A 26,067-nucleotide genomic window follows, 5' to 3' on the forward strand; every position below is an offset into this window, starting at 1 on the left:
GGCCGGACGGTTGGCTGTCACCACGACGGAAGGTCCGTTGCCCCTGACGCTCCCCGCGCCCGGAACGGGTGATCGGCTTCGGCAGGTCTCCTGACTTGCGGGTCGATGCTTGGCCGGGTCTTCCCACCACGCAGGGGTCTGCGGGCAGTGACATTGTCCGGCTTCGCTCTCCGCCTACAGTTGCGGGGGCAGTCGCGGAATTGGGGTTCCCCCCTTACCGCGTTCCCTATTCACCGGGCTGAGCCCGGACCGAAGCGCACCGAGGATTAGTGGAGTTCCGCACCGGAGGCAAGCCATGCGGCAGGTCGCGACGCAGGCCCCCCGCAGGTCGGGCCATTCGGCCACAGTCCCCATCGCAGTCCCGCCACCCCCCGAAACAGACCCAAACCGGCCGGGCTGCGCCGCGACGTCGCCATTCTGTTGCCCGACGTCGGCGCGACGCGGGATCGACCCCGGCCAGATGGGCTGCGGCAATTGCGCACCTGACCTTCGAGGGGGCTTTGCCTCTTCGGGGTGGGGCGGGTAGAAGGGCGCCATGATCCGCGCCCTGCCCCTTCGCCTGATCCGCATCGTCCCGGCCCCGGTCGTGACGATGATGCTCGCATTGGTGGTGGCGCTGGCGGGCTTTGCCTCGGCCCGGCAGATGGCGCCCGATCCCGCAATGCTGGTCTGGGAACAGACCGCCTATGTGCTGGGCGTCCCGGTCGATGACATCTGCGGCGACGCCGCTCATGACCACGCCAGTCACTGCCCCTTCTGTCACCTGCTGCCCGAAGCCCCCGAAGTCGGGCATATGGGCCGCGCAGGGATCTGTGCGCGCGACATGGGGCTTGCCCCGCTGGGTGACCTGACCATCGCGCCATCGGCGCGGCGCGCGCATCGGTTGGCCCGTGCACCTCCGGCGCTGGCCTGAAACCACCGAACCGTTTTCAGAACAGATGCCGCGGCCAAAGGGCCGCATCGGCGCCGGGTCAGACCCGCGCCGCACCGGAGAGACAAGATGAAACCCCAATTCACCCTTCTGCCGCTTATCGGCCTGCTTGGCATGGCCAGCGGAGCCTCGGCCCACTCCACGCTGGAACAGAAGACCGCCACGATCGGCGCCTGGACCAAGATCACCCTGCGCGTGCCCCATGGCTGCGACGGCCAGGCGACCGAGACGGTCCGCATCACCCTGCCCGAAGGCTTCTATGCCGCCAAGCCGATGCCCAAGGCCGGCTGGGATCTTGAGGTCGTGACCGGCCCCTACGCGACACCATATGACAACCACGGCACCGAGATGACCGAGGGTCTGCGCGAAGTCAGCTGGTCCGGCGGCAATCTGGAAGACGGCTGGTACGACGAATTCACCGTGGCCGGGTCCTTCGGGCCGGATCTTGCAACGGGAGATGTCCTGTATTTCCCCGCCCTGCAGGAATGCGCCGATGGCACCGCCGACTGGACCGACACCTCGGGCGCGGCCGGTGTGGCCAACCCCGCCCCCAAGCTGACGCTGATCGCCGGGGACATGGTCCAGGGACATGACCACGGCGCCATGGCGGGCGGCGATCACGCCATGGGCAACACGGTAGAGGCCGGGGACCTGACCCTGTCGGGCGGCTTTGCCCGCGCCACCCTGCCCAATGCGCCCGTCGGCGGCGGCTTCCTGACGATCGAGAACACCGGCGCCGAGGCCGACCGCCTTCTGTCGGTCGAGATGCCCCTGGCCGGGCACAGCGAGATCCACGAGATGGTCATGCAGGGCGATGTCATGCAGATGGGCCCACTGCCCGACGGGCTGGAAATCCCCGCCGGTGAAACCGTCAGCCTGAAACCCGGCAGCTTTCACCTGATGTTCATGGACCTCACCGGCCCGCTGACCGAAGGCGATACCGTCACCGCCACCCTGACCTTCGAAAAGGCCGGGACCGTTGAACTGCCGCTGGAAATCCGCAAGATCAACGCCGGGGCGGCACATTCCCACAGCGGCCATACGGAGTAACACAATGCAATTGAGCACCCGGAAAATCATCATGATCGCCTCCTGGGCCCTGGCCCTGCTGGCGGTGCTTGCCCTGCTCTGGGTCCGGGTGATCGAACCCCGGATCACCCGCGATGTCGCGGGTGAACTGGGCCACGGCGATTACACCCTGGTCGCCGCCGATGGCACCACCTTTACCGAAGACAGCCTGAAGGGAGCGCCAACGGCGATCTTCTTCGGCTTCACCCATTGCCCCGAGGTCTGCCCGACCACCCTGGGCGATATCGCCACCTGGCAGGAGGAACTGATCGGCGCGGGCGAAGAGCCCCTGCGCACGGCCTTCATCACCGTCGATCCCGAACGCGACACGCCGGAACTGATCGACGAATATGTCTCCTGGGCGCCGGGCCTGACCGGTTTCAGCGGCAGCCGCGAAGAAGTCGACAAGGCGATCCGGTCCTTCCGGATCTACGCCAGCCAGGTCCCGCTGGAGAATGGCGACTACACCATGAGCCATTCGACCTCGATCCTGCTGTTCGACAGCAATGGCGACTACTACGGCGTGATCGGCTACCAGGAGGAATACGAGCGCGTCATGGACAAGATCCACAGCCTGCGCGCCTCCTGACCGGCGACTACGCGCGCCAACTGAACCGGCCGCCAGGCCCCGGAAAACATAAAAGGCCCGCCTCCGTTGGGATGCGGGCCTTTCTGCATCCCGAGGGTGCCGCGTCACGGGGCCAAGGTCCCAGTTGACGATTTACAGCCCTGAGAGGTCTCCTTGCGTAAAGATACGTCCGATATTTGAGGGCACGGTCATGAAGAAGTAACTTGCAGCACAACTTTTCGGCACGTTCTGACTTGTCTTCAGGGGCGGCGGCAGCGCGATTTTCGCGGCCGGGACCCCGGTCTCGGGATCGGGTTCGTCGGGGTGGCGCTGGCCTGGAATTACTTCGGCGAAGACGATCCCGCGCCGCTGATGAGCGATGCGATCCTGCCTGAAACCAATGGCACCATCGGCCCGGGGCCGGGCACCTGAACGACGCAATTTCCGATACATGGGCCGGCGGCCCGGCCGATTGACTTGTTCGCCCGCCTGCCCGACCTTGGCGCAATCTTAAAGAAGGAACCGCGCCAATGGCTGAAACCGATTTCCCCCTGATCGACCTCGGGGCGTTCCTTGCCGCAGACGCCCCGACGCGTGCCCGCATCGGGGCCGAGGTCGACCGCGCCTGCCGCGAAACCGGGTTCCTGGCGGTCACCAATCACGGTGTACCCGACACCGCGATCCGGGGCATCTGGACCTGCCTTCAGGCCTTCTTCGATCAGGGCGTCGCGGAAAAGCAGGCACTGGCCCCGGCGCCGGGCGCGCCCTATGGCTATCTCGGTCCCGGCACGGAAGCGCTGGCAAAATCGCGCGGCGAGGACACGCCCCCCGACCTGAAGGAAAGCTTCAACGGCGGGCCGCTGACGATCCCACCCGGCGAAACCGACCCCGATGCGCTGGCCTTCTGCTATGCGCCCACCCCCTGGCCCGCCGCGCCAGAAGGGTTCCGCGCCGCCTGGGAAGCCTATTACTCCGAGATGGAGCAGCTCGCCGCGCGGATCATGCAGGTCTTTGCCGTGGCGCTGGACCTGCCCGAAGACCACTTTGCCGGGGTCATCGACCAGCCGATTTCGGCGCTGCGGGCCCTGAATTATCCGGGTCAGGACAGGCCGCCGCAGGCTGGCCAACTGCGCGCCGGGGCACATACCGACTACGGATCGCTGACTATCCTGCTGCCCGAACCCGGCTCACGCGGGCTCGAGATCCTGACGCCGCAACAGGTCTGGCGCCCGGTCCCGCCGGTCGAAGGGGCCTTCGTGATCAATATCGGCGACCTGATGACGCTCTGGACCGGGGGGCAATGGGTTTCGACCCTGCACCGCGTGGTGACCCCGCCGGAACAGGCCCGGCAGCGGCGTATGTCGCTGGCCTTCTTCCACCAGCCGAACTGGCACGCAGAAATCCGTCCCCTGGCCGGGGATGGCGCGGAAACGGCGGTGTCGGGCCCCTACCTGATGGGCAAGTTCGCTGCCGCGAACAGCTGACAGGCGGCCGGGACTTGAAAGCCCTTACCAGGAATTGAAGGCCAGATACTTGCCCGACATTGTCACCTGCACCCGGTCGCCCTTGGGGCTGGGCACGCGGGTGACCGACATGCCGATTGCCTCGGCAATCCCCGCCCGGGTCAGGCCCGCCGCCCGTTTGGAGGCGATGATCAGCGCGGTGACGTCTTCCTTTTCCAGCAAGGTGATCTCGGCAAGGTCCTTCATGGGTCGTCTCCCTGTTTGGTGGTCATTGCGAAGCGAGTTGGATCGCCAGGATCAGGCAAAGTATCGCCAGCACCGCAGACAGCCCCTGCCAGAAACGCAAAGGATGGCGTTCGATCAGCGGCCGGTGTGCCTGTGCGGTCCAGCCGGCGCCGGGGCGGGCGAGGTCGGCACAGAATTCAGACAGCGCATCGTAGCGGCGCAGGGGATCGGGATGCAGCGCACGGCGCAACGCCAAGTCGATCCAGTCGGGCACGCTGCTGTCGTCATCCCGCGCCGGGCGATAGCGCAGGCGGCGCTGATCGGCGCGGCTGGTGACCCGGGACGCCTGCGCGCCGTAGGGCAGCCGACCGGTCAACATTTCATAGGCGATGACGCCAAGCGCGAACTGGTCCGACCGCCAGCTGACCACATCGCCGCTCAGGTATTCGGGGGCGGTATATTGCAGTGTGCCGGGCATCTCGCCCAGAGTGCCGGGCGCGGCCTCTTCCACCCCTGCAACGGTGGCAGAGCCGAGGTCGATGATCTTCACCAGCCCCTCGCGGTCGATCATGATGTTCTCGGGGCGGATGTCCTGATGGATCATCTGGCGGCGATGCAGCGCGCGCAGCCCGGCGGCGATCTGCCCCAGCAGGTCGCGCACGACGCCAAGCGAGGGGGCCGGCGTGTCGGTCATCCACTGCCGCAGGGTCTGGCCGTCGACATATTCCGTGACCACGTAAAGCGACGAGCGCGGCGCGGTGCGCTCCGGCACCGCCAGCACATGCGGCGAGGTCACCCGGCGGGCGATCCATTCCTCCAGAACGAAACGGCGCCGGGTCTCGGCATCGGCGGCAAGCTCGCCCGCCGGGATCTTCAGGGCAAAACGGCGCCCGTCGGCATCGCTGGCAAGAAAGACATGGCTGCGGTCGCTGGCGTGGATCTGGCGCAGGACCCGGTAGCCGTCGATCTGCCCGCCGGGCTGCGGCAACGGCGGCACCGGCAGGCGCGCCTCCTCTGGCACGAGCGGCGCGTCCTCGGGCGGCAGCGCATCGACACGCAAGACCTGCACCGTTACATTGTCGGGGCTGCCATTGGCCAGCGCCCGCGCCAGCAGGTCCGCAGCCGCATCATCGGGCGGGGCGGCAAGGGCGGCGGTGATCTCGGCCTGTGTCAGGTAATCATGCACGCCGTCGCTGCTGAGCACAAAGATATCGCCGGGTTCCAGCGCGATCCGGCGATAGTCGATTTCGACATGCGCGGCACTGCCAATGGCCCGCGACAGGTAGATTTCGCCCGAAGCAAGCCGGGTCTGGTGATCTTCGGTCAGCACTTCGATCGCGCCGCCGCGCAGCAAGGTCACGCGGCTGTCCCCCACATGCAGCACATGGGCCTCGCGCCCCTTCAGGATCAGCACCGACAGGGTGCAGACCCGCCCCCGGTCGATATCGTCAAGGTCGCTGTTCTGCCCGAACAGCCAGGCATTGGTCGCCGCGATCACCCGGCAGGCAGCCACCCGCGCGGTCCAGGCGTCGGGCGTGGCGTAGTAATCGCCGAGCAGGCTCTTGACGGTGGTCTCGGCGGCCTCGGCGCTGACGGCGCTGGAACTGATGCCATCGGCCAGCGCCAGGGTGATGCCCTTCAGGTCCAGTTCGGCCCCAGTAGGGATCATCGCCCCGTGGAAGTCCTGATTTACCGCCTTGCGCCCGGCATCGGACCCCTGGCCAAGCGTCACCGCAAACCGTTGGCGAATATCAGCATCCTTGAGCATGTTGGAAACTCGTTCCTTGGTCAGATGGGGCCCCGCCGCGACGGGACCCCGTGGATCGGGCCCTATTCGGCCGGTATCTTTTCGATATCGTCATTGCGGGCGACCGCGTTGCGCTTGGGGCTTTCGCGGAAATGGGTGGCGTAGATCATGCCGCCCACGAAGGTCAGGCCCCCGACAAGGTTGCCGACCACAACCGGGATCTCGTTGTAGATGAAGTAATCCGCCCAGGTGAATTCGCCGCCCAGGATGATGCCGCTGGGGAACAGGAACATGTTGACGATGGAATGTTCGAAACCAAGGTAGAAGAAGATCAGGATCGGCATCCACATCGCCATGATCTTGCCCGAAACCGAGGTCGACATCATCGCGGCGACGACGCCCGTGGACACCATCCAGTTGCACATCACGGCGCGGATGAAGACCGTCAGCAGCCCCGCGCCACCGGCGGCGGCATAGCCAAGGGTCCGAGCCTCGCCGATCTGGCCGATCTTCTGGCCGATCGCGTCGGGTTCCTGGCTGAAGCCCATGGTAAAGATGATCGCCATGAAGACCGCCACCGTCAGCGCGCCGGCGAAATTCCCGACAAAGACCAGCCCCCAGTTGCGCAGCACGCCGCCCCAGGTACAGCCCGGCCGTTTGGCCAGCAGCGCCAGCGGCGCAAGGGTGAAGACGCCGGTCAGCAGGTCGAAGCCCAGCAGGTAGAGAATGCAGAAACCGACCGGGAACAGCAGCGCGCCGATCAGCGGATTGCCCGTGTTCACGGTGACGGTAACTGCAAAGGCCGCCGCCAGCGCCAGGATGGCACCCGCCATATAGGCCCGGATCAGCGTGTCCTTGGTCGCCATGAAGATCTTGGATTCGCCGGCATCGACCATTTTCGCCGCGAATTCCTTGGGCTGAACATAAGCCATTGGATTTCCTTTCAGAAACAGCGCCTGGGGATCAGGTGCCGGGGGGCAGTTGCAATTGAAGAACCCGCCCCTTCAGGCAGGTCGGACCGGGAGTTCAGACCGGCATCAGGAGAGCGATCGCGACGGGGTCGATGGGATCGACCCCCTGGGCGATAAGGATGTGCGTCTGGCTGGACATGAAGATCTCCGGTGGTCGCCTGGATCTGCGGACCGGGATGCGCCGGGGCCGCGGTGATTTCGGTCAGGAGCGCGCACGGGCGCACAAAGGCGGTCCTCGCAAGAGAGGAGCGGTCCTGCAGCGCCATTGCTGCCTGCCCCGTTGGGGCGTCTTGACGGAAATTACCGCGTCGTTGCGGCGGCAGGTGCAATCGTGGCACCTGTGATGTTTTCCCGGATAACGCGAGGATTTTCGACCGGGCAAGCCTTATCTTCACGAAACCGTGCGCAAGGCGATGAACCGCCCTTTCCAGGCCCGCATTCGCCCATGCTTTGTGCGTTTTCAGGGAAAAGGGTCCCTTGCGCGTCGGCCAGAAACAGATCCGGGGGAATCACCCCGCAGGGCGCGGTTGACAGCGCAAGACGGCGCGCAAAGCACGCCGAGGCGGTGCTGCCGTTTGCGGAAATCCAGCCGCACGGCAAAGGCAAATCCTCTGGCGTATCGGCAAAAGCTATTTTCGACTTTCTTGGGGGGGGAATGGTGGAGCCTAGGGGGATCGAACCCCTGACCTCTTGCATGCCATGCAAGCGCTCTCCCAGCTGAGCTAAGGCCCCATTCCGCAAGGCCGTTTGGCCCTGTGCGGCGTTCTCTATGGGAAGCCCGGGGCGGGATCAAGCGAAAAATCGCGCCCCCGGCAGATCGTTTTCGCGACGTTATTCTTCGTCGCTGGCGACGTCCGCGATCTCGTCCAGAGACACGTCATCGTCGTCATCGTCGTCGTCCAGGACATCATCGCCCAGGTCCACGTCGACCTCTTCATCGTCTTCCAGCACGACATCATCGGATTCTTTTTCCGAGGAGGCTTTCTTGCTGGCTGCATCGGCGGCATCGGCAGCGATCATCCGGCTCTTGCCGGTATCAAGCTCGACCACTTCGCCCGTGTAGGGGCTGATGGCAGGATTCTGGTTCAGATCGTAGAACCGTTTGCCTGTGGTCGGGCATAGGCGCTTGGTGCCCCATTCTTCCTTGGGCATATCAGTTCCCTTTTTCAGTTGAGACTCTTGTCCACAATCCGCGCCACCTGCCATAAGTGCAGGGAGGTGTCAAAACCTTTTGCGCCGGTTTGCCAGGCGTGGTTACCCCGGACCCGCAATCGAGACAGGAGAGCATATGGGCCAGCACGTCCTGCCGGGCAACCCCCCGGTTCCCGTGACCCTGCGGCGTTCCCCGCGGGCCAAGCGGATTTCGCTGCGGATCTCGGCGTTGGACGGCAAGGTGACCCTGACCCTTCCGGCGCATGTGTCGGAACGCAAGGCAATGGAATTCGCCGCCGAGAAGGAAGACTGGCTGCGCCATCACTTGTCGACCCGTGGCGCCGATGTCATGGTGCAACCGGGCGCGCACATTCCCATCGAAGGCCTGTTGCGCGTGGTCGCGCCCGGCGCCGGGCGGTCGGTGCGCCTGTTCCCCGATCGGGTCGAGGTGCCGGGCGATCCCGACCGGATGGGTCGCCGCCTTGGCGCCTGGCTGCGCGAACTGGCCCGTGACCGGCTGGCGGGGGCCTCGGATCTCTATGCCGCGCGTCTGGGCAGGACCTATGACCGGTTGACCCTGCGCGACACCCGCAGTCGCTGGGGTTCCTGCACCCATGACGGCGGGCTGATGTATTCCTGGCGGCTGATCCTGGCCCCGCCAGAGGTCCTGTCCTATGTCGCTGCGCACGAGGTCGCGCATCTGGCGCAGATGAACCATTCGCCCGCCTTCTGGGCCGGCGTCGAGGCGATCCACGGCCCCTATGCCCCGCCCCGCAAATGGTTGCGCGAAAACAGCAGCGACCTGCATCGCTATCGCTTCGAAGGCTAGGTTTCGGGCAAGGCGGGCGCGGGCAGGCTTGACCTTCCGCATCGCTGTGATCACAAGCGTCCCATGTTGATGCAAACCCGCCCCGATCCGTCGCCCCCCGCCCATGACCGCACCTATCGTGGCCTGCGGTCGCGGATCATGCACGGAGAGGTCGCGCCCGGTCAGGCCATGACCCTGCGCGGCATCGGCAAGGAATTCGGTGTCTCGATGACCCCGGCGCGCGAAGCGGTGCGACGCCTGGTCGCCGAGGGTGCGCTGCAATTGTCGGCCTCGGGCCGGGTATCCACCCCGGACCTGTCCAACGAACGGATCGAGGAACTGGCCGCCCTGCGGTCCCTGATCGAGGTCGAGCTGGCCTCGCGCGCCCTGCCCCGGGCGCATATGGCGCTGATCGACCGGCTGCAGACGATCAACGGCACGATCTCGGACATGGTGCAGGCCCATGACAGCGTCGGCTACATCCGCACCAACCTCGAATTCCACCGCACGCTGTATCTGCGGGCGCAGGCCCCGGCGATGCTGGCGATGGCGGAAACGGTCTGGCTGCAGCTGGGTCCGACGATGCGCAAGCTCTATGGCAAGATGCGCCGCAACGAGGCCCCGCATTTCCACCGCCACATCATCGCCGCCCTGAAGGCCGGGGATGAACCGGGGCTGCGGCTGGCGGTACGCTCGGACGTGACGCAGGGGCTGAAGATGCTGGTGGCCTAACGGGCCCGCCGGCCCTGGCGCACCACTTCGCCCGCGTCCCTCGGCAGCTTGCGGATGTCGATCAGCGCCAGCAGCGACAGCACCCCCAGCACCACGAAGGCGAAATGGAACCCGGCCGCCGCGTCATTGGGGAACAGCGCCTCGCCCATCCGCCAGCAGATCGCGCCGATCGCCACGCCCAGACCACGGCCCAACTGGCCGACGGTGGTAAACAGGACATTGGCGTCCGACATTTCGGCCTGTGGCACATCCGCGAAGGCCAGAGTGGCAAGGGCGGTGAATTGCAGCGACCGCACCAGGCCAGAGGCAAACAGCAGCGTGATCAGCACGGAATAGGGCATCCCCGGCCCGACAAAGGCCAGCGCCAGAATGGCCAGCGCATTCAACACCGTGCCCCATAGCAGCACCGCGCGAAACCCGAAGCGCCGCAGGATTGGCGAGGTCCAGGGCTTCATCACGATATTGCCGGCAAAGATCGCGGTCAGCATGATCCCGGCGTGAAAGGCGCTCCATCCAAAGGCAAGCTGGAACAGCAGCGGCAACAGGAACGGCGTGGCATTGATCGCCACCCGGAAGGCCGAGCCGCCCAGCACCGGCACCCGGAAGGTCGGATAGCGCAGCGCGGTGAAGGTCAGCATCGGCATGGCCGCCCGCCTCAGGTGGCGATACCCCAGTCCCAGCAACCCGGCCCCCGCCCCCGCCAGCAAGGCCACCAGCCCCCATTGCGGCGCGCCCCGAGCCCAGCGTTTCGGCCGCAAACAGCACGCAGAACAGCGCCGGAGCGATGATCGCGAAGCCCAGCCAGTCGAACCGGCGCGTGCGGTCGCGACCAAGGCGCGGCAACAGGCGCAGGGCGGCGAGAATGGCGATGGCACCCAACGGCAGGTTCAACCAGAAGATCCAGCGCCAGCTGGCCGTGTCGACCACCAGCCCGCCGATCGGTGGCCCCAGTACCGGCGCCAGCAGCCCCGGCCAGGTCAGCAGCGCGATGACCCCCATCAGCCGGTCCTTCGGCGTCAGATGCAGCACCACGTAGCGCCCGACCGGCACCATCATCGCGCCCCCCCAGCCCCTGCAGGGCACGCGCCGCGATGAATTGCGGCAGGCTCTGGCTAAGCCCGCACAGCATCGAGGCAAAGGTGAACAGACAGATCGAGATAAGAAAGATCCGTCGCGCCCCGAACCGCTGCGCCGCCCAGCCCGAGGCGGGGATAAAGATCGCCACGGTCAGCATGTAGACACTGATGCCGACGTTCATGTCGACCGGCACCACGCCAAAGCTTTGCGCCATGGCCGGGATCGCCGGGGTGATCACCGAGGCGTCGAGATTTTGCATGAACAGCGTGCCCGCGACCAGCAGCGGCAGCCCGGCTTCGCCCGGCTCGAAGCCCAGCCGTTGGCCAAGCGCCCGAAGGCCCTTCGGGGCTTGAGGCGTCGTCATTTGGTCCGGCCGGTCTTCCTGCGGTCTTGTCATGCTGCGGGGGGCCTTTCTGCGGCAGCGCTCGCTCGGCCTTCCGGTTACCCCGATGCGCAGGGCGGGAAAAGACCCGCCCCCGCAAAGAGGCCATGGGAAAACTGCACGCCCGGCTTTTCGCCCCGCTGCCCGAAGGCCGGGGGGAGGAAGGCTGGGGGAACCCCCTGCCTATTCGACCAGAATTGCGCGGAAATCGTTCACGTTGGTGCCTGTCGGCCCCGGCGCGAAGATCAGCCCGGCGGCCTCGAAGGCGCTATAGGCGTCGTTGCGCCCCAGCGCCTCGGCTGGGTCGACGCCCGCGTGGCGGATCGCCCCGGCGCTGAGCCCATCGGCAAAGGCCCCGGCGTTGTCCTCGGACCCGTCGATGCCATCGGTATCCGCCGCAAGGGCGGAAATCCCCGGCTGGCCGTCGATTTCCAACGCGAAGGACAGCAGGAATTCCGAATTGCGCCCGCCGCGTCCCTTGCCGCGCAGGGTGACCGTGGTCTCGCCCCCCGACAGGATCAGCACGGGCCGCTTGAAAGGCCGGTCGCGCAGCTGCACTTCGCGCGCGATGGCGGCAAGGACGCGGCCGACTTCACGCGCCTCGCCCTCCATCGCATCGGACAGGATCACCGCCGGCAGGCCTTCGGCCTCGGCGAGAGCCGCAGCCGCCTCCAGCGACCGCGCGGCCGAGGCGATGACCGTCACACGGTTCTCTGCGAACAGGGGCGCCGCCGGGTCCGGCGCATCCTCGGGCGCGGTCTCAAGGAAGGCGCGAATCCGGTCGGGCAGCGCAATGTCGTGACGCCGCACCGCCTGCAACGCATCGGCCCGCGTCTTTCCGCAGGGCACCGTCGGGCCCGAAGCAACCTCGGCCGGGTCATCCCCGGGCACATCCGACACGATAAAGCTGGTAACCTTCGCGGGCGCGGCCAGCGCCGCCAGCCGCCCACCCTTGACCCGGCTGACCTGCTTGCGGATGGCATTCATCGCCCCGATCGGCGCACCGGAGGCCAGCAGCGCCTGGTTCAGCGCCTGCTCATCCTCCAGCGTCAGCCCCTCGGGCGGCGCCGCCAGCAGAGCCGAGCCGCCGCCGGTGATCAGGGCGATCACCTGGTCGTCCGGGCTAAGCCCTTCGAGCAGAGCAAGGATCTTGTCCGTCGCGGCAATCCCGGCGGCATCGGGCACGGGGTGGCTGGCCTCCAGCACCTCAAGCCCGTCGCAGGGCACCGCATAGCCGTAGCGCGTCACCACGACCCCTTCCAGCGGGCCATGCCCGGCGGCGGCCCAGGCCGTTTCGAAGGCCTGGGCAAGCTGCGCGGCCCCCTTGCCGGCCCCGATGACCACCGTGCGCCCCGGCACCGGCCCCGGCAGCCGCCCGCGAAGCGCCTCTGCCGGGTCGGCCGCCGCAACGGCGGCCTCAAAGAGACGGGTGAACAGCGCGCGCTTGCTTTCGTCCATGGGACTTCGGCCTTTCCAATCTTGAATTCGCCCCAACATAGGCAGGTCCGCCGGGCGGGTCCAAGCCCCGATCCCCCCGAAGCACGCCAAGCCGCAACCAACTGCCCACTGCCGCGCCACTCGGACGCGCTCAGGCAGTCACCAATCGCTTCATCCTGTCACAAATACTCTGGGGGAAGGTCCGCCCAAAGGGCGGAACGGGGGCAAAGCCCCCATGTCGGCGGCCATCAATACACGCCCAAGGCCTTGGCGCAGCGCGTCTTTCCCGCTCAGGACTTGCCGCCGCCCAGCCAGCGATGCAGCTTGCCTTCGGTCCGGTCCAGCCGCGCTTCGGTGCGGTCCCACATCGGGTCGATCCGACGTTCCCGGAACCGGATCCAGCGCACGCGGATCGCCCAGAAGATCGCGATGGCCAGCAGAATGATGATGATGTTCAACCAGGGGATGACCGTTACGTCCGGCCCCGAGACGGGCTTGATCGCCACTGCGTTGGGGAAGATCGATATGAATTCGTTGCGCCAGCCATAATGGGTAACAATGACCCATTGCGGCGCCGCGGCGGTAGAGGTCAGGTCCGCGGCCTCGGTCTGCAGGTTGGTGGTGTCGAACTTGAAATAGGGCGGCCAGCCCCAGCCGGTGTCTTCATTGCGATAGACGATGGGCTTGCCGTTCTCGCGGATCGCCTGGATGAAGAAGATGTCCTGCGTGCCACCGCTGGTCGCGGCGCTATCGGGATGGGACCAGAAGATCGCGCTGTTGCCCGCGTCGATCCGGCGCGACTGCGTGTCGGCGATCCGCACCACGTCGCGATCTGGCAGCGTGTAGTGGAAGACCGCCGCGACAAAGGCGAAGAGGATCGTCCAGATTGTCCATTTCACGTAGCGCATGCAGCGGCCTCCTTCACATGTAGTTCACGGCGTAGATGATAAAGCCGACAATCGCCAGCGGCACGATGTAGATCAGCAGGATCAGCTTGCGACGGAAACTGTCGTCGTAGTCCTGCAGGCCGGCATGGACGTAATCCTCGCGCTTTCCGGGCAGGCCCTCTTCTTCCCATTCCCGTTCCAGGCGCCGGCGTCTTTGCCGACGCGACCAGAGCGACACGACCACGTAGGCCACCGTCATCAGAAGGAAAAGAATCAGGCCGAGGCGCAGGAAGGCGCTCATGTCGCGCGTGGCCATGGCAAGCGAAATCCGGAAGGCGCTGCCGCCTGACGCCCCGTTGCACCACCATTTTGCCGCATCTGCCACCCCCCGTTGTCGATGAAACCGGCTCGCACGATCCGTATCACCCGGTCTTCATATGGACCCTGTAGACACCATTTTCATCCCAGGGCGCAATTCCGGGGTCAGGTTTACCTGACTTGGCGTCAGGGGGAGACTCGGCAAAGGATGCGGAACGTTCCGCCGCCCATTATTTCAACATGGCCCCAGATAGGCCACCTTTCCAAGAGGTCTCAGGATATGTCCCTGTCGATTGCCCGAATGTCCCTTTCTGGCCACGTCCTTTTGACGGCCGCGCTGTTTGCAACCGCCCTTCCCCTCCGCCCGGCTCAGGCGGACGAGATCACCGATACCCTGGAAAGCGCGCGGGAGGCCTACGAGCAAGGCGATCTGAGCTATGCGCTGGACGAGCTCGACTTCGCCCGCCAGAAAATGCTGGCGATGCGCACCGATGTGCTGCTGGACCTGCTGCCGCCCGCCCCCGACGGCTGGGAGCGGCAGGTGAACGACGAAATGGGCGCCGGCATGGCCATGATGGGTGGCGGCCTTGGGGCCGAGGCCGATTATATCGGTCCGGAGGAAAGCGTCACGGTCACGATCATGGCACAGAACCCGCTGATCGCCTCGATCTCGGCCATGGTGTCCAATGCCGCGGCCTTCGGCGCCAGGATCGAACGTGTGGGGCGCGAGAAATTCATGCTGCAGGACGATGTGCTGCAGGGCATGGTCGGTGGCAACGTGCTGGTGAAAGCCGAAGGCGGCACGCCCGGGCAGATGATCGCCCTGCTCGAATCCATGGACTTCCGGGCCTTGCAGGATTTCGGCCGCTAGGCTCTGCCTGAGCCGTTGCGCCATAGGCGGGCGGCGCGCCGGGGGCTCTGCCCCCATGCGCGGGGGCGGCTCGACGCCGCCCCCGCGCATTCCCCCGGAGTATTTCCGGCCAGATGAAAGAGCCGGTTTCTAGCCGAGGATGTTGTGCTCCGGGCCATAGGGGTAACCGGTGATGTTTTCGGCACCCTCTTCGGTGATGATCAGGATGTCGTGTTCGCGGTAGCCCCCCGCGCCCGGCGTGCCTTCGGGCAGGGTCAGCATCGGTTCCATCGAGATCACCATTCCCGGTTGCAGCACCGTGTCGATGTCTTCGCGCAGTTCCAGCCCGGCTTCGCGCCCGTAGTAATGGGACAGGACGCCGAAGCTGTGGCCATAGCCGAAGGTCCGGTATTGCAGCAGGTCCTGTTCAGCCAGGAAAGCATTCACCCCGGCGGTGACACCGGCGCAGGAGGCGCCCGGTTTCAGCAGCGACATGCCCAGATCGTGGGCCGCGACATTGGCCTCCCAGATCTTGCGCGCGGCGGGATCGGGCTCGCCAAGGAACAGGGTGCGTTCCAGCGCCGTGTAATAGCCCGAGATCATCGGGAAGGTGTTCAGCGACAGGATATCCCCCACCGCCAGCTTGCGGGCGGTGACCGGGTTATGGGCGCCATCGGTGTTCAGTCCGGATTGGAACCAGACCCAGGTGTCGCGGTATTCGGCATCGGGGAAGGCCTCGGCGATCGCCAGTTCCATCGCGTTGCGCCCCGCCATGGCCACGTCGATTTCGCGGGTGCCTTCGCGGATTGCCGCGCGGATGGCATAGCCGCCGATATCGGCGATACGCGCGCCTTCGCGGATCAGGGCGATTTCCGCCGGGCTCTTGAACATGCGTTGGCGCATCGTGGCCGGGGCCATGTCGAGCATCGCCAGCGGATCGAGGAATTCTTCGGCCAGGTCGCGTTGAGTCAGCGTCAGGTGATCGCCCTCGTAGCCGAGCACCTTGCCCTTGCCTGCCACGTGAGCCACGGCGCGCCAGAAGTTGTTTCGCGACCAGTCGGTATAGGTCAGGCTGTCGGTGGCGCTGCGCCGCCAGGGCTGGCCCGCGTCGATCCCGGCCGAGATCGTCACCGCCTTGTCTTCGGTCACCACCAGCGCATAGGGGCGTCCGAAGCTGCAATAGAGGAAGCCCGAATAATAGGCGATGTTCTGCATCGAGGTCAGGACGGTGGCGGTGACGCCCGCCTCTTCCATCGCGTAGCGCAGCCCGTCGAGGCGGGTTTCGTATTCTTCGGCACTGAAGGGCAGCGCGGTCCTGGCGCCATTATGCATCGGGTGGAAGGCGGGGCGGATCGGGGTATCGGTCATGGTGACCTCCTTCGCAAGAGGTCCCGGCGTACAGGACGGCAATGGCCCGCTCGGGTGTCGGGGGCGCACCCCCGCAAGCACTGACCGAGTCGCGACGCCATCGCCCGGGCCGCTTCCTGTCTTGCCCATCGCGCGGGTTCTGGCAAGATGCCACCGTCGGCGCCCGCAAGGCCCGGCCAGGGAGACAACATGACTGCCAATCAAATACGCCCCTGGGGGCCCGGCCCGCGCAACGCGATTACCGATGTGGCGGGGCTGATGGTCGGCCAGGCCTCGGACGCACGGGTGAAATCCGGTGTCACGGTGCTGAGCGCCGATGCCCCCTTTACCGCCGCCGTCCACGTCATGGGCGGCGCGCCGGGGACCCGGGAAACCGATCTGCTGGCCTCTGACAAGACCGTGCAGAAGGTCGATGCCCTGGTGCTGTCGGGTGGCTCGGCCTATGGGCTGGACGCTGCGGGCGGGGTCACGGATGCGCTGCGGGCCGCGGGCCGCGGCTATCGCGCCGGGCCGGTGCGGGTGCCCATCGTGCCGGCGGCGATCCTGTTCGATCTGCTGAACGGGGGCGACAAGGACTGGATTACCAACCCCTACAAGGCGCTTGGTCAGACCGCTTACGAGGCCCTCGGCGAGACGGTCGAGATCGGATCCGTCGGGGCCGGGACCGGGGCCTTCACCGCCGGATTGAAGGGCGGGCTGGGCACTGCCTCGGTCACCCTGCCCTCGGGCCATGTGGTGGGCGCGCTGGTTGCGGTCAATGCCCTTGGCACGGCGACCGTCGGGGCGGGGCCGCATTTCTGGGCCGCCCCCTGGGAGCTGGGCACGGAATTCGGCGGGCGCGGCGTGGCGCAGGATTTCCCCGAGCCGCATGAGCCGCTTACCAAGATGACGATGCTGGAACGCATGGCCCTGCGCGGCAATACCACCATCGGGATCGTTGCCACCGATGCCGATCTTTCCCAGGCGCAATGCACCCGGCTGGCGACCGCGGCCCACGATGGCTTTGCCCGCGCGCTGGTGCCCAGCCATACCCCCGCCGATGGCGACCTGATCTTTGCCGCCGCGACCGGCGCCAAACCCCTGCGGGACGCCGAGGCCGATGCGCTGATCCTGTGTCATGCCGCCGCCACGGTGATGGCGCGGGCGATCTCGCGCGGGGTTCATGCCGCGCGTCCCGCAGCCGAGGATCCCTTTCCCTGCTGGCAGGACCGCTTTGGCTGAACCCTTCTGGCGGCGGGTGCCGGGGCTGGACCCTGCGCCGGTATCGGGGCTGGCATTCCGGTCGGAATCCCTTACATCTTCTGCATGGTATTCCGAGGGAGGCACTACATGCTGGACACTGCAACCAATCTGAAATCGCTGCTCAAGGACCCCTCTCTGCTGGTCGACAAGGCCTATGTGGCAGGCGAATGGGTCGAGGGCGACGACGGCACCTTCGAGGTCACCAACCCGGCGCGGGGCGATGTGATCGCCAATGTGGCGGACCTGAGCCGGGCGCAGATCGGCCAGGCCATCGATGCCGCCTACAGCGCTCAAAAGGACTGGGCCAGCTGGACCGGCAAGGAACGCGCCCAGGTCCTGCGCAAGTGGTTCGACCTGATGATGGCGGCGCAGGAGGATCTGGGGATCATCCTGACCGCCGAACAGGGCAAGCCGCTGGCCGAGGCCAAGGGCGAGATCGCCTATGGCGCAAGCTTTATCGAATTCTTCGCCGAAGAGGCCAAGCGCGTCTACGGCGAGACCATTCCCGGCCACCAGCGCGACAAGCGCATCACCGTGATCAAGCAGCCCATCGGTGTCGCCGCCAGCATCACGCCGTGGAATTTCCCCAATGCGATGATCACCCGCAAGGCCGCGCCCGCGCTGGCCGCAGGCTGCGCCTTTGTCGGGCGGCCCGCCTCGGAAACCCCGCTGTCGGCGCTGGCGCTTGCCGTGCTGGCGGAACGGGCGGGTATCCCGAAGGGGGTCTTTTCGATCCTGCCGAGCGCCTCGGCCTCGGAAGTCGGCAAGGAATTCTGCGAGAATGAGAAGGTGCGCAAGCTGACCTTCACCGGCTCGACCCCCGTGGGGCGGACGCTGCTGCGGCAGGCGGCGGATCAGGTGATGAAATGCTCGATGGAGCTGGGCGGCAATGCGCCCTTCATCGTCTTTGATGACGCGGATCTGGACGCAGCCGTGGAAGGCGCGATCATGTGCAAGTTCCGCAACAACGGTCAGACCTGCGTCTGTGCCAACCGGATCTACGTGCAGGCCGGAGTCTATGACGCCTTTGCCGAAAAGCTGAAGCTGCGCGTGGCCGAGATGAAGGTCGGGGACGGCCTGGAAGAGGGCACGGAGCTGGGCCCGCTGATCACCGCCAAGGCGGTCGAGAAGGTCCAGGAACATATCCGCGACGCCAAGGCCAAGGGCGGCAAGGTGATCCTGGGCGGCGAGGCGCAGGATCTGTCGGGCACCTTCTTTGCCCCGACCATCGTGACCGGCGCCACGAAGGAGATGCTGTTCTCGACCGACGAGACCTTCGGCCCGCTGGCGCCGCTGTTCAGGTTCGAGGACGAGGACGAAGTGATCGATCTGGCCAACGACACGATTTTCGGCCTTGCCAGCTATTTCTACGCCAAGGATCTGAGCCGGGTCTACAAGGTCGCCGAAGCGCTGGAATACGGGATCGTGGGGGTCAACACGGGCATCATCTCGACCGAGATGGCACCCTTTGGCGGGGTCAAGCAATCGGGCCTTGGCCGCGAAGGCAGCCACCACGGGATCGAAGATTACCTCGAGATGAAATACATCTGCATGTCTGTCTGAGACCATCGGGCATGAGTGACAAGCGAAGGGCCGGGGGAAATCCCCGGCCCTTTTGCCATTGTCGGTTTCGTCAGGTCTCGGTCTGTTCGGGCGACCACCATTTGGGGCTCTGCCCCGCCTCCCTGCGGGAGGCTCCCCGGGATATTTGGAACAGGGAAACTTGGGGCTAGAGCGCGAAACGGAGCGTGACTCGATCAGGCGCGGCGCAGCATGCGGGCGCCGGCGATCAAGATGCAGGCACCGAGGATACCGACCACGAGCTGACCGATCCAGCCGCCGAGTGTTGCACCGAGCAGGGTGACGAGCAGGAAGTTCATCAGGAGCGCGCCGACGATGCCGAGCACGATGTTCAGGATCAGGCTGTGATCCGATTTCATGATCTTTTCCGCGATCCAGCCCGCGAGGGCCCCTACGATGATGGCGGCGAGCCAACCTAGTCCTTGCATTGCGTATCTCCTGTTTTGGAGCGCGCCGAGGCGCGCTTATGCAAGCCTAACAGGGAAAAGGCCCCGGCGGTTCCGAAACCACCGGGGCCTTTTGCAGATTTCAGCAATGCGGGCGCGGTCAGTCGCGCAGCAATTCGTTGACGCCGGTTTTCGACCGGGTGCGTTCGTCGACCCGTTTGACGATCACCGCGCAGTAGAGGTTCACGCCGTTCTTGGACGGCATGGTGCCCGAGACGACGACGGAATAGGGCGGGACCTCGCCGTAGGTGACTTCGCCGGTTTCGCGGTCGACGATCTTGGTCGACTGGCCGATGTAGACGCCCATGCCGAGGACCGAGCCTTCGCGGACGATGACGCCTTCGACCACTTCGGAGCGCGCGCCGATGAAGCAATTGTCCTCGATGATGGTCGGGCCGGCCTGCATGGGCTCCAGCACGCCACCGATGCCGACGCCGCCGGACAGGTGGACGTTCTTGCCGATCTGCGCGCAGGAGCCGACGGTGGCCCAGGCATCGACCATGGTGCCGCTGTCGACATAGGCGCCGAGGTTCACGAAGCTGGGCATCAGCACCACGCCGGGCGCGATGAAGGCGGATTTGCGCACCACGCAGTTTGGCACGGCGCGGAAGCCGGCGGTCTTGAAGTCCTCGGCGCCCCAGCCCTTGAACTTGCTGTCGACCTTGTCCCACCAGGTGCCGTCCTGGGGACCGCCGGTCTGGATCTCCATGTCCTTCAGGCGGAAGCCCAGCAGCACGGCCTTCTTGGCCCACTGGTTGACGAACCATGTGCCGTCGGCCTGTTTCTCGGCGACGCGCAGGGTGCCTCCGTCCAGCGCGGCCAGCGTGGTTTCGATGGCGTCGCGGGTTTCGCCGGTGGTGGCGGGCGTGATCGTGTCACGCGCCTCCCAGGCGGCTTCGATGGCGGCTTCAAGCTGGGCGTTCGACATCTGCGGGCTCCTGTCGGTCATATCCTTGTGACGCGCCAGATAGCCCGCTTGCCGCCCGTTCGCAATCACCAAGGGCCCGAGGCACCCCACCGGCCCGCAATGGACAATGGCCGCGCCGCCTGCCATCACTTGCCGGTCACGACCGGAAAGAACCCCATGCAGGACGACGACCACCAGAACCGCTTTCGCCAGAGCCGCGAAGATCGCGAGACCCAGCGCCAGCAACCGCATACTCCCCAGACCGTCTCGCCCAGCTACCGCCTGGCCTTCACGGACGAGGATTTCCTCTGCCGCGACGACCTGCGACCAGTGCGCCTGCAGCTGGAGCTGCTGAAGCCGCAGCTGGCCATGGACGAGGCCGGGATCGAAAGCACGGTGGTCCTGTTCGGCGGCGCGCGGATCCGCGAGAACCCGACCGGAAGCGGCATCGACAGCCTGTCGCATTTCTACGACGAGGCACGGGAATTCGCCCGCCGGGTAACCGAACATTCGCAGGCCTCGGGCGGCAAGCGATGGGTCATCGCCACCGGCGGCGGCCCCGGTGTGATGGAGGCGGGCAACCGCGGCGCTTCGGATGCGGGCGGGCGGTCGCTTGGCCTCAACATCGTTTTGCCGCATGAACAGGCGCCCAACGCCTATGTCACGCCCGAGCTATGCTTCAACTTCCACTATTTCGCCATCCGCAAGATGCACTTCCTGATGCGCGCCCGCGCCATCTGCGTCTTTCCCGGCGGCTTCGGCACCCTGGACGAAACCTTCGAGGCGATCACCCTGATCCAGACCGGCCGGATGGAGCAGGTGCCGATCCTGCTCTTCGGTCGCGCCTTCTGGGACAAGGTAGTGAATTTCGACGCCCTGGCCGAAATGGGCACGATTTCTGCCGCGGATCTCGACCTGTTCCGCTTTGTCGAAACCGCTGACGAGGCCATCGAGGCCATCAAGACCTGGCCCGGCACCGGCGAAAAACGCCAGCATATTCCCGGCCGCACCTGATGCCAGGGGTGACGACCCTGGTGCGGGTTCTGGTGATCTTCGTCGCCGGGCTCGGCGCCTCGGGGCAATTCGCCAAGATCGCGGTGCTCTTCCCGGCCTGGGCGGCAGCCTATCCGCAGGCCGGGGCGGGGCTTGGCTTCCTGCTGTCACTGATCTCGCTGCTCGGGGTCGTGCTGGGGCTGGTCGCGGGCATGGTGGTAGCCCGCGCAGGCTTTCGCCGCGCGCTGATCTGGTCGCTGCTGCTGGGTGCGCTGCTCTCGGGGCTGGAATCTCTGATGCCCCCGCTGCCGGTCATGATGGGCCTGCGCGCCATGGAAGGCCTGTCCCACCTTGTCCTGGTGGTGGCCTGCCCGACGATGATGGCCGAAATTACCTCGGACCGCGCCCGCCCCCTGGCCATGACCCTGTGGAGCACCTATTTCGGCGTTTCCTTCGTGTTGTTCGCTCTTGCCGGGCCGCCGCTACTGTCCCTGGCGGGCATCCCGGCGGTGCTGCTGGCCCATGCCGGATGGATGTTGGCCATGGCGCTGCTGGTGCGGATCGCCCTGCCCGATGACCGGGCCACGGCGCAGACCGATGGCACCACGGCTCACCCTGGCGCGCCGCTCTCGCTTGGGCTGGTGCTGAAACGTCATGCGCAGGCCTATAGCTCGCCCTTCATTGCGGCACCCGGCATCGGCTGGTTCTGCTATGCGGTCAGCTATGTCGCCTACCTGACCGTGATCCCGCCCTTTCTGCCCGAAGCCTACCGCACGACCCTGATCGCGATCCTGCCGATCCTGGGCATCCTGGTCTCGCTCACCCTCAGTGCCGCACTGCTGCGGCGGCTTTCGGCGGTCACGGTGGCGGTGATGGGCTTCGCCGGTGCGGCGCTCTCGCTGCTCTGCCTCGCCGCCTGGCCGGGCGCGGCCTGGCCTTCGGTGGCCCTGTTCTGCACCATGGGACTGATGCAAAGCGGTGGCTTCGCCTCGGTGCCACAGATCAACCACGCGCTCGCCGACCGCGCGCTGTCGAATGGCAGCCTCGCCCAGATGGGCAATCTCGGCAACCTCATCGGCACCCCGGTCCTGCTCGCCCTGACGGCCAGCTTCGGCCAGTCCGGCCTCATCTGGTTCGGCCTATGCGCCTATGGCGCTGGCATCGTCACCCACCTCATCGCCGCCCGCATGCGCGCCCGCCGCCAAATGGCCTGACTCAAAGGTTTCCCTGTTCCAAATATCCCGGGGGAGCGCGCAGCGCGGGGGCAGAGCCCCCCACGCTCCCTGCAAACGCCGATTACCCAACCGACACCCCTTCGTCCTGCACGACCTCCTCCGCAGGGACCGAAGCCGCCCCCAGATCCCCCGGCAGGTTGGGCGGGCGGTATTCGGGGCGCTGCCGCATCCGCTCCGCCACCGAAGGGTGGAATGCCGCGCCGTCCGGGATTGGGCGATAAGCGCCAAGGGGGAAAGTCATCCCCAGCACCCGTCGCCCCGGCGTGGCGGCGTCACGGCCGAAGCTCGGGAACACCTCAAGGATCCACCATGGCCAGCTCAGGGACACATGCTGATCGGCGCCCGCAACGGGGGGCACGTACTTGCTGTCCTCACCGGTACCCAGCACGATTGCATTCACCGTCCGCGTGTTGAACGCCAGCCCCAGCGCGGCGGTTTCCCGGATCAGCCAGTCCAGCGGCAGTTTGCCCAGCTGGCTTTCCGCCTCCGGGTAACCGCCGCCGATATCGCCATGCACCCCGGCAAACCACAGCTCCTTCACATCCTGCGGTTCACCGGACCCCGGCGGGGCGAAGGGCTTGCGATATTCCCGTTCCTCGCCCCACAGACGCGCGTGATACATGCAGCGTCGCTCGTCGATCGCGACCGCATGGCGCAGCGCCCGGACCGAAGGATTGTTGTTCGAATAGGCATGCGAGGCCAGCCGAGGACCAAAGCGCCCCGGTTCGATCACCGAGGCCACAGTGTCCATCAGTCCCATGCCCTCGATCGACACCCTTTGGGGCTGCAGCGCGCGCTCGTGCAGGCGGATCTCGGCAAAGGCCGCGTCTCCGCTGCGCTCGCCGATGGCCTTGTAGGCGCGATAGGCGTAATCCAGCAGGTTGAACTGCACCGGGCGGATCAGTCCGAAGGCATGGACGAACCCGGCCAGCACCCGCGCCGCATAGGCGCCGCGCGAAAAGCCGAAGATCCAGATCCGGTCGCTGTCCCGGTTTCCGTCGGCATCCTTTTCGCCATGCTCGTAGGTCTCGCACAGAAACCGGTAGGCCTCTTTCACGTTCTGATCCATGCCGTGGCCGGTCGCCATGCCCCAGACCTCGCTGATCTTGCGGCGCACCCGCGACCAGGCATTGGCATCCCCGAAGGTCCCGACACCGGGATCGTACCAGACGACCTGGCTGTCCCCCTTGGCAAGACAACCGTAAAGCCGCAGCACGTTCGACCGCTTGCGCGCGATCTCGTTCGATGTCCCGTCCAGCAGGATAACGATATCCTTCGCCAAATGCCCTCTCCCTCTGCCGACCCGCACCGCGCGGCTTCCCTTGGGTCAAGACCCTAGCACAGAAACCCCGTGCGGGAATCCCCCTGTCGCGCCCCGGCGCAGCGGCCTTTACTCGCCCGCGCCTTTCTGACAGGCACCGCGGAGGCACAGGATCACGGCGCGGAGGCCGCAATGGGCAAGGACAGCAAGGCAAACGGCGACAAGCCCGCAAAGCGGCAGCAGGTCTATACGCTGCTGGTCGAGGTCGGGCGCAAATCCGGCGACGGCCTGCCCGACAAGAGCACCGGCGCCGCACTGATGTGCTATGCCTCGGGGATCGACGAAGCCGAAGCGGTGCGCGAAACCGTGGCGATCCTGAAACAGGCCGACCTCGCGCCGCTGGATGTCTCGGGCTATGGCACGCTGGAGGAACGGCTGGCCGAAGGCCACGACATTCCGGACGAGGAACGCGCGCTGATGGGGCGTGCGCTGGACGAAAATTCCGTCATCGTGGCGCAGATGACCCCCTTCTACGACGACCCTGCCAAGCGTCGCGACGCCGAAGACGGCCACGAAAACTGACGCCGCGACGGCGCGGCCCTGTCGCGGCGCATCCACGCCGGTCCCGTCTATTGAACATTGCACAGGCCACGAAAACCTGTAGCCATGCGGGCTCTGTTGTCGCGCCTCAGGGGCGTGACCCCCAGCCAGCAGGAGCCCCGATGCCCGACAGCCCCCAGATCGACAGCCCCCAGATCGACAGCCCCCAGATCCCCGTCCGCACGCCGGTCGATCCGGTCGACCTGACCGCCCGGCTGATCCGCTGCGAGACCGTCACCCCCGCCGAGGGCGGCGCGCTGAGCCTGCTGCAGGACCTGCTGACCACCGCCGGTTTCACCTGCACCCGCGTCAGCCGCAACGGGATCGAGAACCTCTTTGCCCGCTGGGGCGACAAGGGTCATGCGAAGACATTCGGCTTCAACGGCCACACGGACGTGGTGCCGGTCGGCGATGCGAATGCCTGGAAACACGCGCCCTTCAGCGGCGATATCGAAGACGGCGTGCTGTGGGGACGCGGCGCGCAGGACATGAAATCCGGCGTTGCCGCCTTTGCCGCCGCCGCCGTCGATTTCGTCACCGACACGCCGCCCGATGGCGCGGTCGTGCTGGCCATCACCGGCGACGAGGAAGGCGATGCCCAGGACGGCACCCGCGCCCTGCTCGACTGGATGAAGGACAACGACGAACCCCTGTCCTGCTGCATCGTCGGCGAACCGACCTGCCCGAAAACCATGGGCGAGATGATCAAGATCGGTCGGCGCGGGTCGATGACCGCCTGGTTCGCCGCCACCGGCGTGCAGGGCCATTCGGCCTATCCGCATCTGGCAAAGAACCCCCTGCCCGCCATGGCGCGGCTGGTCGACCGGCTGGCCGGGCACGAGCTGGACCAGGGCACCGACCACTTTGGCGCCTCGACCCTGGCCGTGGTGCAGTTCGACACCGGCAACACCGCCACAAACGTGATCCCGGCGCGCTGCACCGCCGCCGTGAACATCCGTTTCAACGACCTGCACAGCGGCGCGGCGCTGGACCAGTGGCTGCGCCGCGAGGCTCAGGACGTCAGCCGCATGTTCGACATCGTGATCGAGACCGAGGTGAAGATCAGCGGCGAAAGCTTCCTGACCCCGCCCGGTGATCTGAGCGACCTGGTCGCCGCGGCCGTCGAAGCCGAAACCGGGCTGGTCCCCGCGCTGTCGACCACGGGCGGCACCTCGGACGCGCGCTTCGTCAAGGATCTCTGCCCGGTGGTGGAATTCGGCCTTGTCGGCGATGCCATGCACCAGACGGACGAGCGCGTGCCAACGGTCCAGATCGACCAGTTGAAGGCGATCTACACCCGCATCCTTACGGACTATTTCAGCCAGAGCGACGACAGCGATGACGACGCCACAGCCTGACATTCAGCTGGTCACCGATCCCGCCCCCTGTTTCGCGCTGCGGCAGGCGGTCTTCGTCGACGAACAGGGCTTTGACGCCGAAGCCGAGTTCGACGCGCTGGACGCGCAGGCCGAGCATCTGCTGGCGCGCCTCGACGGTCGCCCCGTCGGCACCGCCCGCCTGCTGGTGGACGGCGACGCGGGACGGATCGGGCGCATCTGCGTGTCCCGCGACTGCCGCGGCACCGGGCTGGGCGCGGCGCTGGTCGAAGCCGGGGCGGCCCGCCTGCAGGCGCGTGGCTTCACCCGTATCGTGCTGGGCGCACAGGTCCGCGCAATGGGCTTTTACGAAACCCTCGGCTTTACCGCCTGCGGGTCGGAATACGACGACGAAGGCGTGCCACACCGCGAGATGGAACGCCGGGTCTGAACCGCCTGTCCCGGTACCGACAGACCGCCCGAGCACCCGACGCTTTTCGCA

General features: G+C 66.4%; 26 protein-coding genes, 1 tRNA gene, 2 pseudogenes and 1 riboswitch. Of the genes and pseudogenes, 14 read left to right on the forward strand and 15 right to left on the reverse strand.

Annotation, left to right across the window (positions count from 1 at the left end; all coding sequences use genetic code 11):
* Positions 1 to 63 precede the first annotated feature (63 nt).
* A riboswitch (cobalamin riboswitch) is annotated at positions 64 to 269 on the reverse strand.
* Positions 270 to 535: 266 nt separating this feature from the next.
* The 4 genes from PSAL_RS12300 (at position 536) to PSAL_RS12315 (ending at position 4,051) form a co-directional block, all read left to right on the forward strand.
* Complete coding sequence (locus PSAL_RS12300; protein WP_119838523.1) at positions 536 to 913, forward strand: hypothetical protein; 378 nt, start codon at positions 536 to 538, stop codon at positions 911 to 913.
* Positions 914 to 1,000: 87 nt separating this feature from the next.
* Positions 1,001 to 1,981: a DUF1775 domain-containing protein gene (locus PSAL_RS12305; protein WP_119838524.1), complete on the forward strand. Its 981-nt coding sequence runs from the start codon at positions 1,001 to 1,003 to the stop codon at positions 1,979 to 1,981.
* A gap of 31 nt (positions 1,982 to 2,012) precedes the next feature.
* Positions 2,013 to 2,588, forward strand: a complete 576-nt coding sequence (locus PSAL_RS12310; protein ID WP_231388506.1) for an SCO family protein — start codon at positions 2,013 to 2,015, stop codon at positions 2,586 to 2,588.
* Positions 2,589 to 3,097: 509 nt separating this feature from the next.
* On the forward strand, positions 3,098 to 4,051 hold the full coding sequence (locus PSAL_RS12315) for an isopenicillin N synthase family dioxygenase (protein ID WP_119838526.1): 954 nt from the start codon (positions 3,098 to 3,100) through the stop codon (positions 4,049 to 4,051).
* A 24-nt stretch (positions 4,052 to 4,075) separates the two neighbouring features.
* Here PSAL_RS12315 and PSAL_RS12320 read toward each other — a convergent pair whose 3' ends face one another.
* The 5 genes from PSAL_RS12320 to PSAL_RS12340 form a co-directional block, all read right to left on the reverse strand.
* Entirely contained in the window at positions 4,076 to 4,276 is a 201-nt protein-coding gene (locus PSAL_RS12320; RefSeq protein WP_119838527.1) for a cyanase, read from the reverse strand.
* A 22-nt stretch (positions 4,277 to 4,298) separates the two neighbouring features.
* The gene (locus PSAL_RS12325) at positions 4,299 to 6,023 is read right to left on the reverse strand and encodes a bifunctional protein-serine/threonine kinase/phosphatase (RefSeq protein ID WP_119838528.1); all 1,725 of its coding nucleotides are present in this window, start codon (positions 6,021 to 6,023) and stop codon (positions 4,299 to 4,301) included.
* A gap of 62 nt (positions 6,024 to 6,085) precedes the next feature.
* Complete coding sequence (locus PSAL_RS12330; protein WP_119838529.1) at positions 6,086 to 6,934, reverse strand: formate/nitrite transporter family protein; 849 nt, start codon at positions 6,932 to 6,934, stop codon at positions 6,086 to 6,088.
* Positions 6,935 to 7,629: 695 nt separating this feature from the next.
* Positions 7,630 to 7,705: transfer RNA gene (locus tag PSAL_RS12335), tRNA-Ala, on the reverse strand.
* Positions 7,706 to 7,804: 99 nt separating this feature from the next.
* Positions 7,805 to 8,125, reverse strand: a complete 321-nt coding sequence (locus PSAL_RS12340; RefSeq protein ID WP_119838530.1) for a TIGR02300 family protein — start codon at positions 8,123 to 8,125, stop codon at positions 7,805 to 7,807.
* Between the two features lie 136 nt (positions 8,126 to 8,261).
* On the opposite strand from PSAL_RS12340, the gene PSAL_RS12345 reads away from it, so the two are divergent.
* Together PSAL_RS12345 and PSAL_RS12350 are read left to right on the forward strand one after the other, a co-directional pair.
* Positions 8,262 to 8,954, forward strand: coding sequence for a M48 family metallopeptidase (locus PSAL_RS12345; RefSeq protein ID WP_119838531.1), 693 nt, complete (start codon positions 8,262 to 8,264; stop codon positions 8,952 to 8,954).
* Positions 8,955 to 9,017: 63 nt separating this feature from the next.
* Positions 9,018 to 9,665 carry a GntR family transcriptional regulator gene (locus PSAL_RS12350; protein ID WP_119838532.1) on the forward strand — a complete coding sequence of 216 codons (648 nt, stop codon included), beginning with the start codon at positions 9,018 to 9,020 and terminating at the stop codon, positions 9,663 to 9,665.
* Here the strand turns inward: PSAL_RS12350 and PSAL_RS12355 are convergent.
* The 6 genes and pseudogenes from PSAL_RS12355 to PSAL_RS12375 form a co-directional block, all read right to left on the reverse strand.
* Positions 9,662 to 10,309, reverse strand: a complete 648-nt coding sequence (locus PSAL_RS12355; protein WP_119838533.1) for an MFS transporter — start codon at positions 10,307 to 10,309, stop codon at positions 9,662 to 9,664. The genes PSAL_RS12350 and PSAL_RS12355 overlap by 4 nt on opposite strands.
* A gap of 244 nt (positions 10,310 to 10,553) precedes the next feature.
* Positions 10,554 to 10,721: pseudogene (locus PSAL_RS19375) on the reverse strand (MFS transporter); the annotation flags it as partial.
* A 16-nt stretch (positions 10,722 to 10,737) separates the two neighbouring features.
* Positions 10,738 to 11,139, reverse strand: a pseudogene (locus PSAL_RS19380) (MFS transporter); the annotation flags it as partial.
* Between the two features lie 168 nt (positions 11,140 to 11,307).
* Complete coding sequence (locus PSAL_RS12365; RefSeq protein WP_119840945.1) at positions 11,308 to 12,582, reverse strand: glycerate kinase type-2 family protein; 1,275 nt, start codon at positions 12,580 to 12,582, stop codon at positions 11,308 to 11,310.
* A gap of 269 nt (positions 12,583 to 12,851) precedes the next feature.
* Positions 12,852 to 13,469 (reverse strand): DUF1523 family protein, encoded by a 618-nt coding sequence (locus PSAL_RS12370; RefSeq protein WP_119840946.1) that lies wholly within the window; start codon positions 13,467 to 13,469, stop codon positions 12,852 to 12,854.
* Positions 13,470 to 13,482: 13 nt separating this feature from the next.
* The gene (locus tag PSAL_RS12375) at positions 13,483 to 13,764 is read right to left on the reverse strand and encodes a hypothetical protein (RefSeq protein ID WP_231388507.1); all 282 of its coding nucleotides are present in this window, start codon (positions 13,762 to 13,764) and stop codon (positions 13,483 to 13,485) included.
* A 303-nt stretch (positions 13,765 to 14,067) separates the two neighbouring features.
* On the opposite strand from PSAL_RS12375, the gene PSAL_RS12380 reads away from it, so the two are divergent.
* Positions 14,068 to 14,637, forward strand: coding sequence for a hypothetical protein (locus tag PSAL_RS12380; RefSeq protein ID WP_231388508.1), 570 nt, complete (start codon positions 14,068 to 14,070; stop codon positions 14,635 to 14,637).
* A gap of 129 nt (positions 14,638 to 14,766) precedes the next feature.
* Here PSAL_RS12380 and PSAL_RS12385 read toward each other — a convergent pair whose 3' ends face one another.
* On the reverse strand, positions 14,767 to 15,984 hold the full coding sequence (locus PSAL_RS12385; protein ID WP_119840947.1) for an aminopeptidase P family protein: 1,218 nt from the start codon (positions 15,982 to 15,984) through the stop codon (positions 14,767 to 14,769).
* Between the two features lie 189 nt (positions 15,985 to 16,173).
* Here PSAL_RS12385 and PSAL_RS12390 point away from each other — a divergent pair, with 189 nt between their 5' ends.
* Complete coding sequence (locus PSAL_RS12390; RefSeq protein ID WP_119840948.1) at positions 16,174 to 17,205, forward strand: P1 family peptidase; 1,032 nt, start codon at positions 16,174 to 16,176, stop codon at positions 17,203 to 17,205.
* A 108-nt stretch (positions 17,206 to 17,313) separates the two neighbouring features.
* Positions 17,314 to 18,789 carry an NAD-dependent succinate-semialdehyde dehydrogenase gene (locus PSAL_RS12395; RefSeq protein ID WP_119840949.1) on the forward strand — a complete coding sequence of 492 codons (1,476 nt, stop codon included), beginning with the start codon at positions 17,314 to 17,316 and terminating at the stop codon, positions 18,787 to 18,789.
* 194 nt (positions 18,790 to 18,983) lie between these two features.
* Here PSAL_RS12395 and PSAL_RS12400 read toward each other — a convergent pair whose 3' ends face one another.
* A complete protein-coding gene (locus PSAL_RS12400) occupies positions 18,984 to 19,235 on the reverse strand; it encodes a GlsB/YeaQ/YmgE family stress response membrane protein (protein WP_119840950.1) in 252 nt (83 codons plus the stop codon).
* Positions 19,236 to 19,353: 118 nt separating this feature from the next.
* Entirely contained in the window at positions 19,354 to 20,181 is an 828-nt protein-coding gene (gene dapD / locus PSAL_RS12405; protein ID WP_119841188.1) for a 2,3,4,5-tetrahydropyridine-2,6-dicarboxylate N-succinyltransferase, read from the reverse strand.
* A 156-nt stretch (positions 20,182 to 20,337) separates the two neighbouring features.
* On the opposite strand from dapD, the gene PSAL_RS12410 reads away from it, so the two are divergent.
* Entirely contained in the window at positions 20,338 to 21,174 is an 837-nt protein-coding gene (locus PSAL_RS12410) for an LOG family protein (protein ID WP_119841189.1), read from the forward strand.
* On the forward strand, positions 21,174 to 22,367 hold the full coding sequence (locus PSAL_RS12415) for an MFS transporter (protein WP_231388509.1): 1,194 nt from the start codon (positions 21,174 to 21,176) through the stop codon (positions 22,365 to 22,367). Before PSAL_RS12410 ends, PSAL_RS12415 begins: the two co-directional genes overlap by 1 nt.
* Before the next feature lie 82 nt (positions 22,368 to 22,449).
* Here the strand turns inward: PSAL_RS12415 and PSAL_RS12420 are convergent, their stop codons facing one another.
* A complete protein-coding gene (locus PSAL_RS12420; protein WP_119840952.1) occupies positions 22,450 to 23,670 on the reverse strand; it encodes a DUF2235 domain-containing protein in 1,221 nt (406 codons plus the stop codon).
* Between the two features lie 171 nt (positions 23,671 to 23,841).
* Here PSAL_RS12420 and PSAL_RS12425 point away from each other — a divergent pair, with 171 nt between their 5' ends.
* From PSAL_RS12425 to PSAL_RS12435, 3 genes are all read left to right on the forward strand, one after another.
* On the forward strand, positions 23,842 to 24,231 hold the full coding sequence (locus PSAL_RS12425) for a hypothetical protein (protein ID WP_119840953.1): 390 nt from the start codon (positions 23,842 to 23,844) through the stop codon (positions 24,229 to 24,231).
* A 140-nt stretch (positions 24,232 to 24,371) separates the two neighbouring features.
* Positions 24,372 to 25,607 carry a succinyl-diaminopimelate desuccinylase gene (dapE, locus tag PSAL_RS12430; protein WP_119840954.1) on the forward strand — a complete coding sequence of 412 codons (1,236 nt, stop codon included), beginning with the start codon at positions 24,372 to 24,374 and terminating at the stop codon, positions 25,605 to 25,607.
* Positions 25,588 to 26,016 (forward strand): GNAT family N-acetyltransferase, encoded by a 429-nt coding sequence (locus PSAL_RS12435; protein ID WP_119840955.1) that lies wholly within the window; start codon positions 25,588 to 25,590, stop codon positions 26,014 to 26,016. Before dapE ends, PSAL_RS12435 begins: the two co-directional genes overlap by 20 nt.
* The last annotated feature ends 51 nt before the right edge of the window (positions 26,017 to 26,067 follow it).

Source organism: Pseudooceanicola algae (assembly GCF_003590145.2).
Lineage (GTDB): Bacteria > Pseudomonadota > Alphaproteobacteria > Rhodobacterales > Rhodobacteraceae > Pseudooceanicola > Pseudooceanicola algae.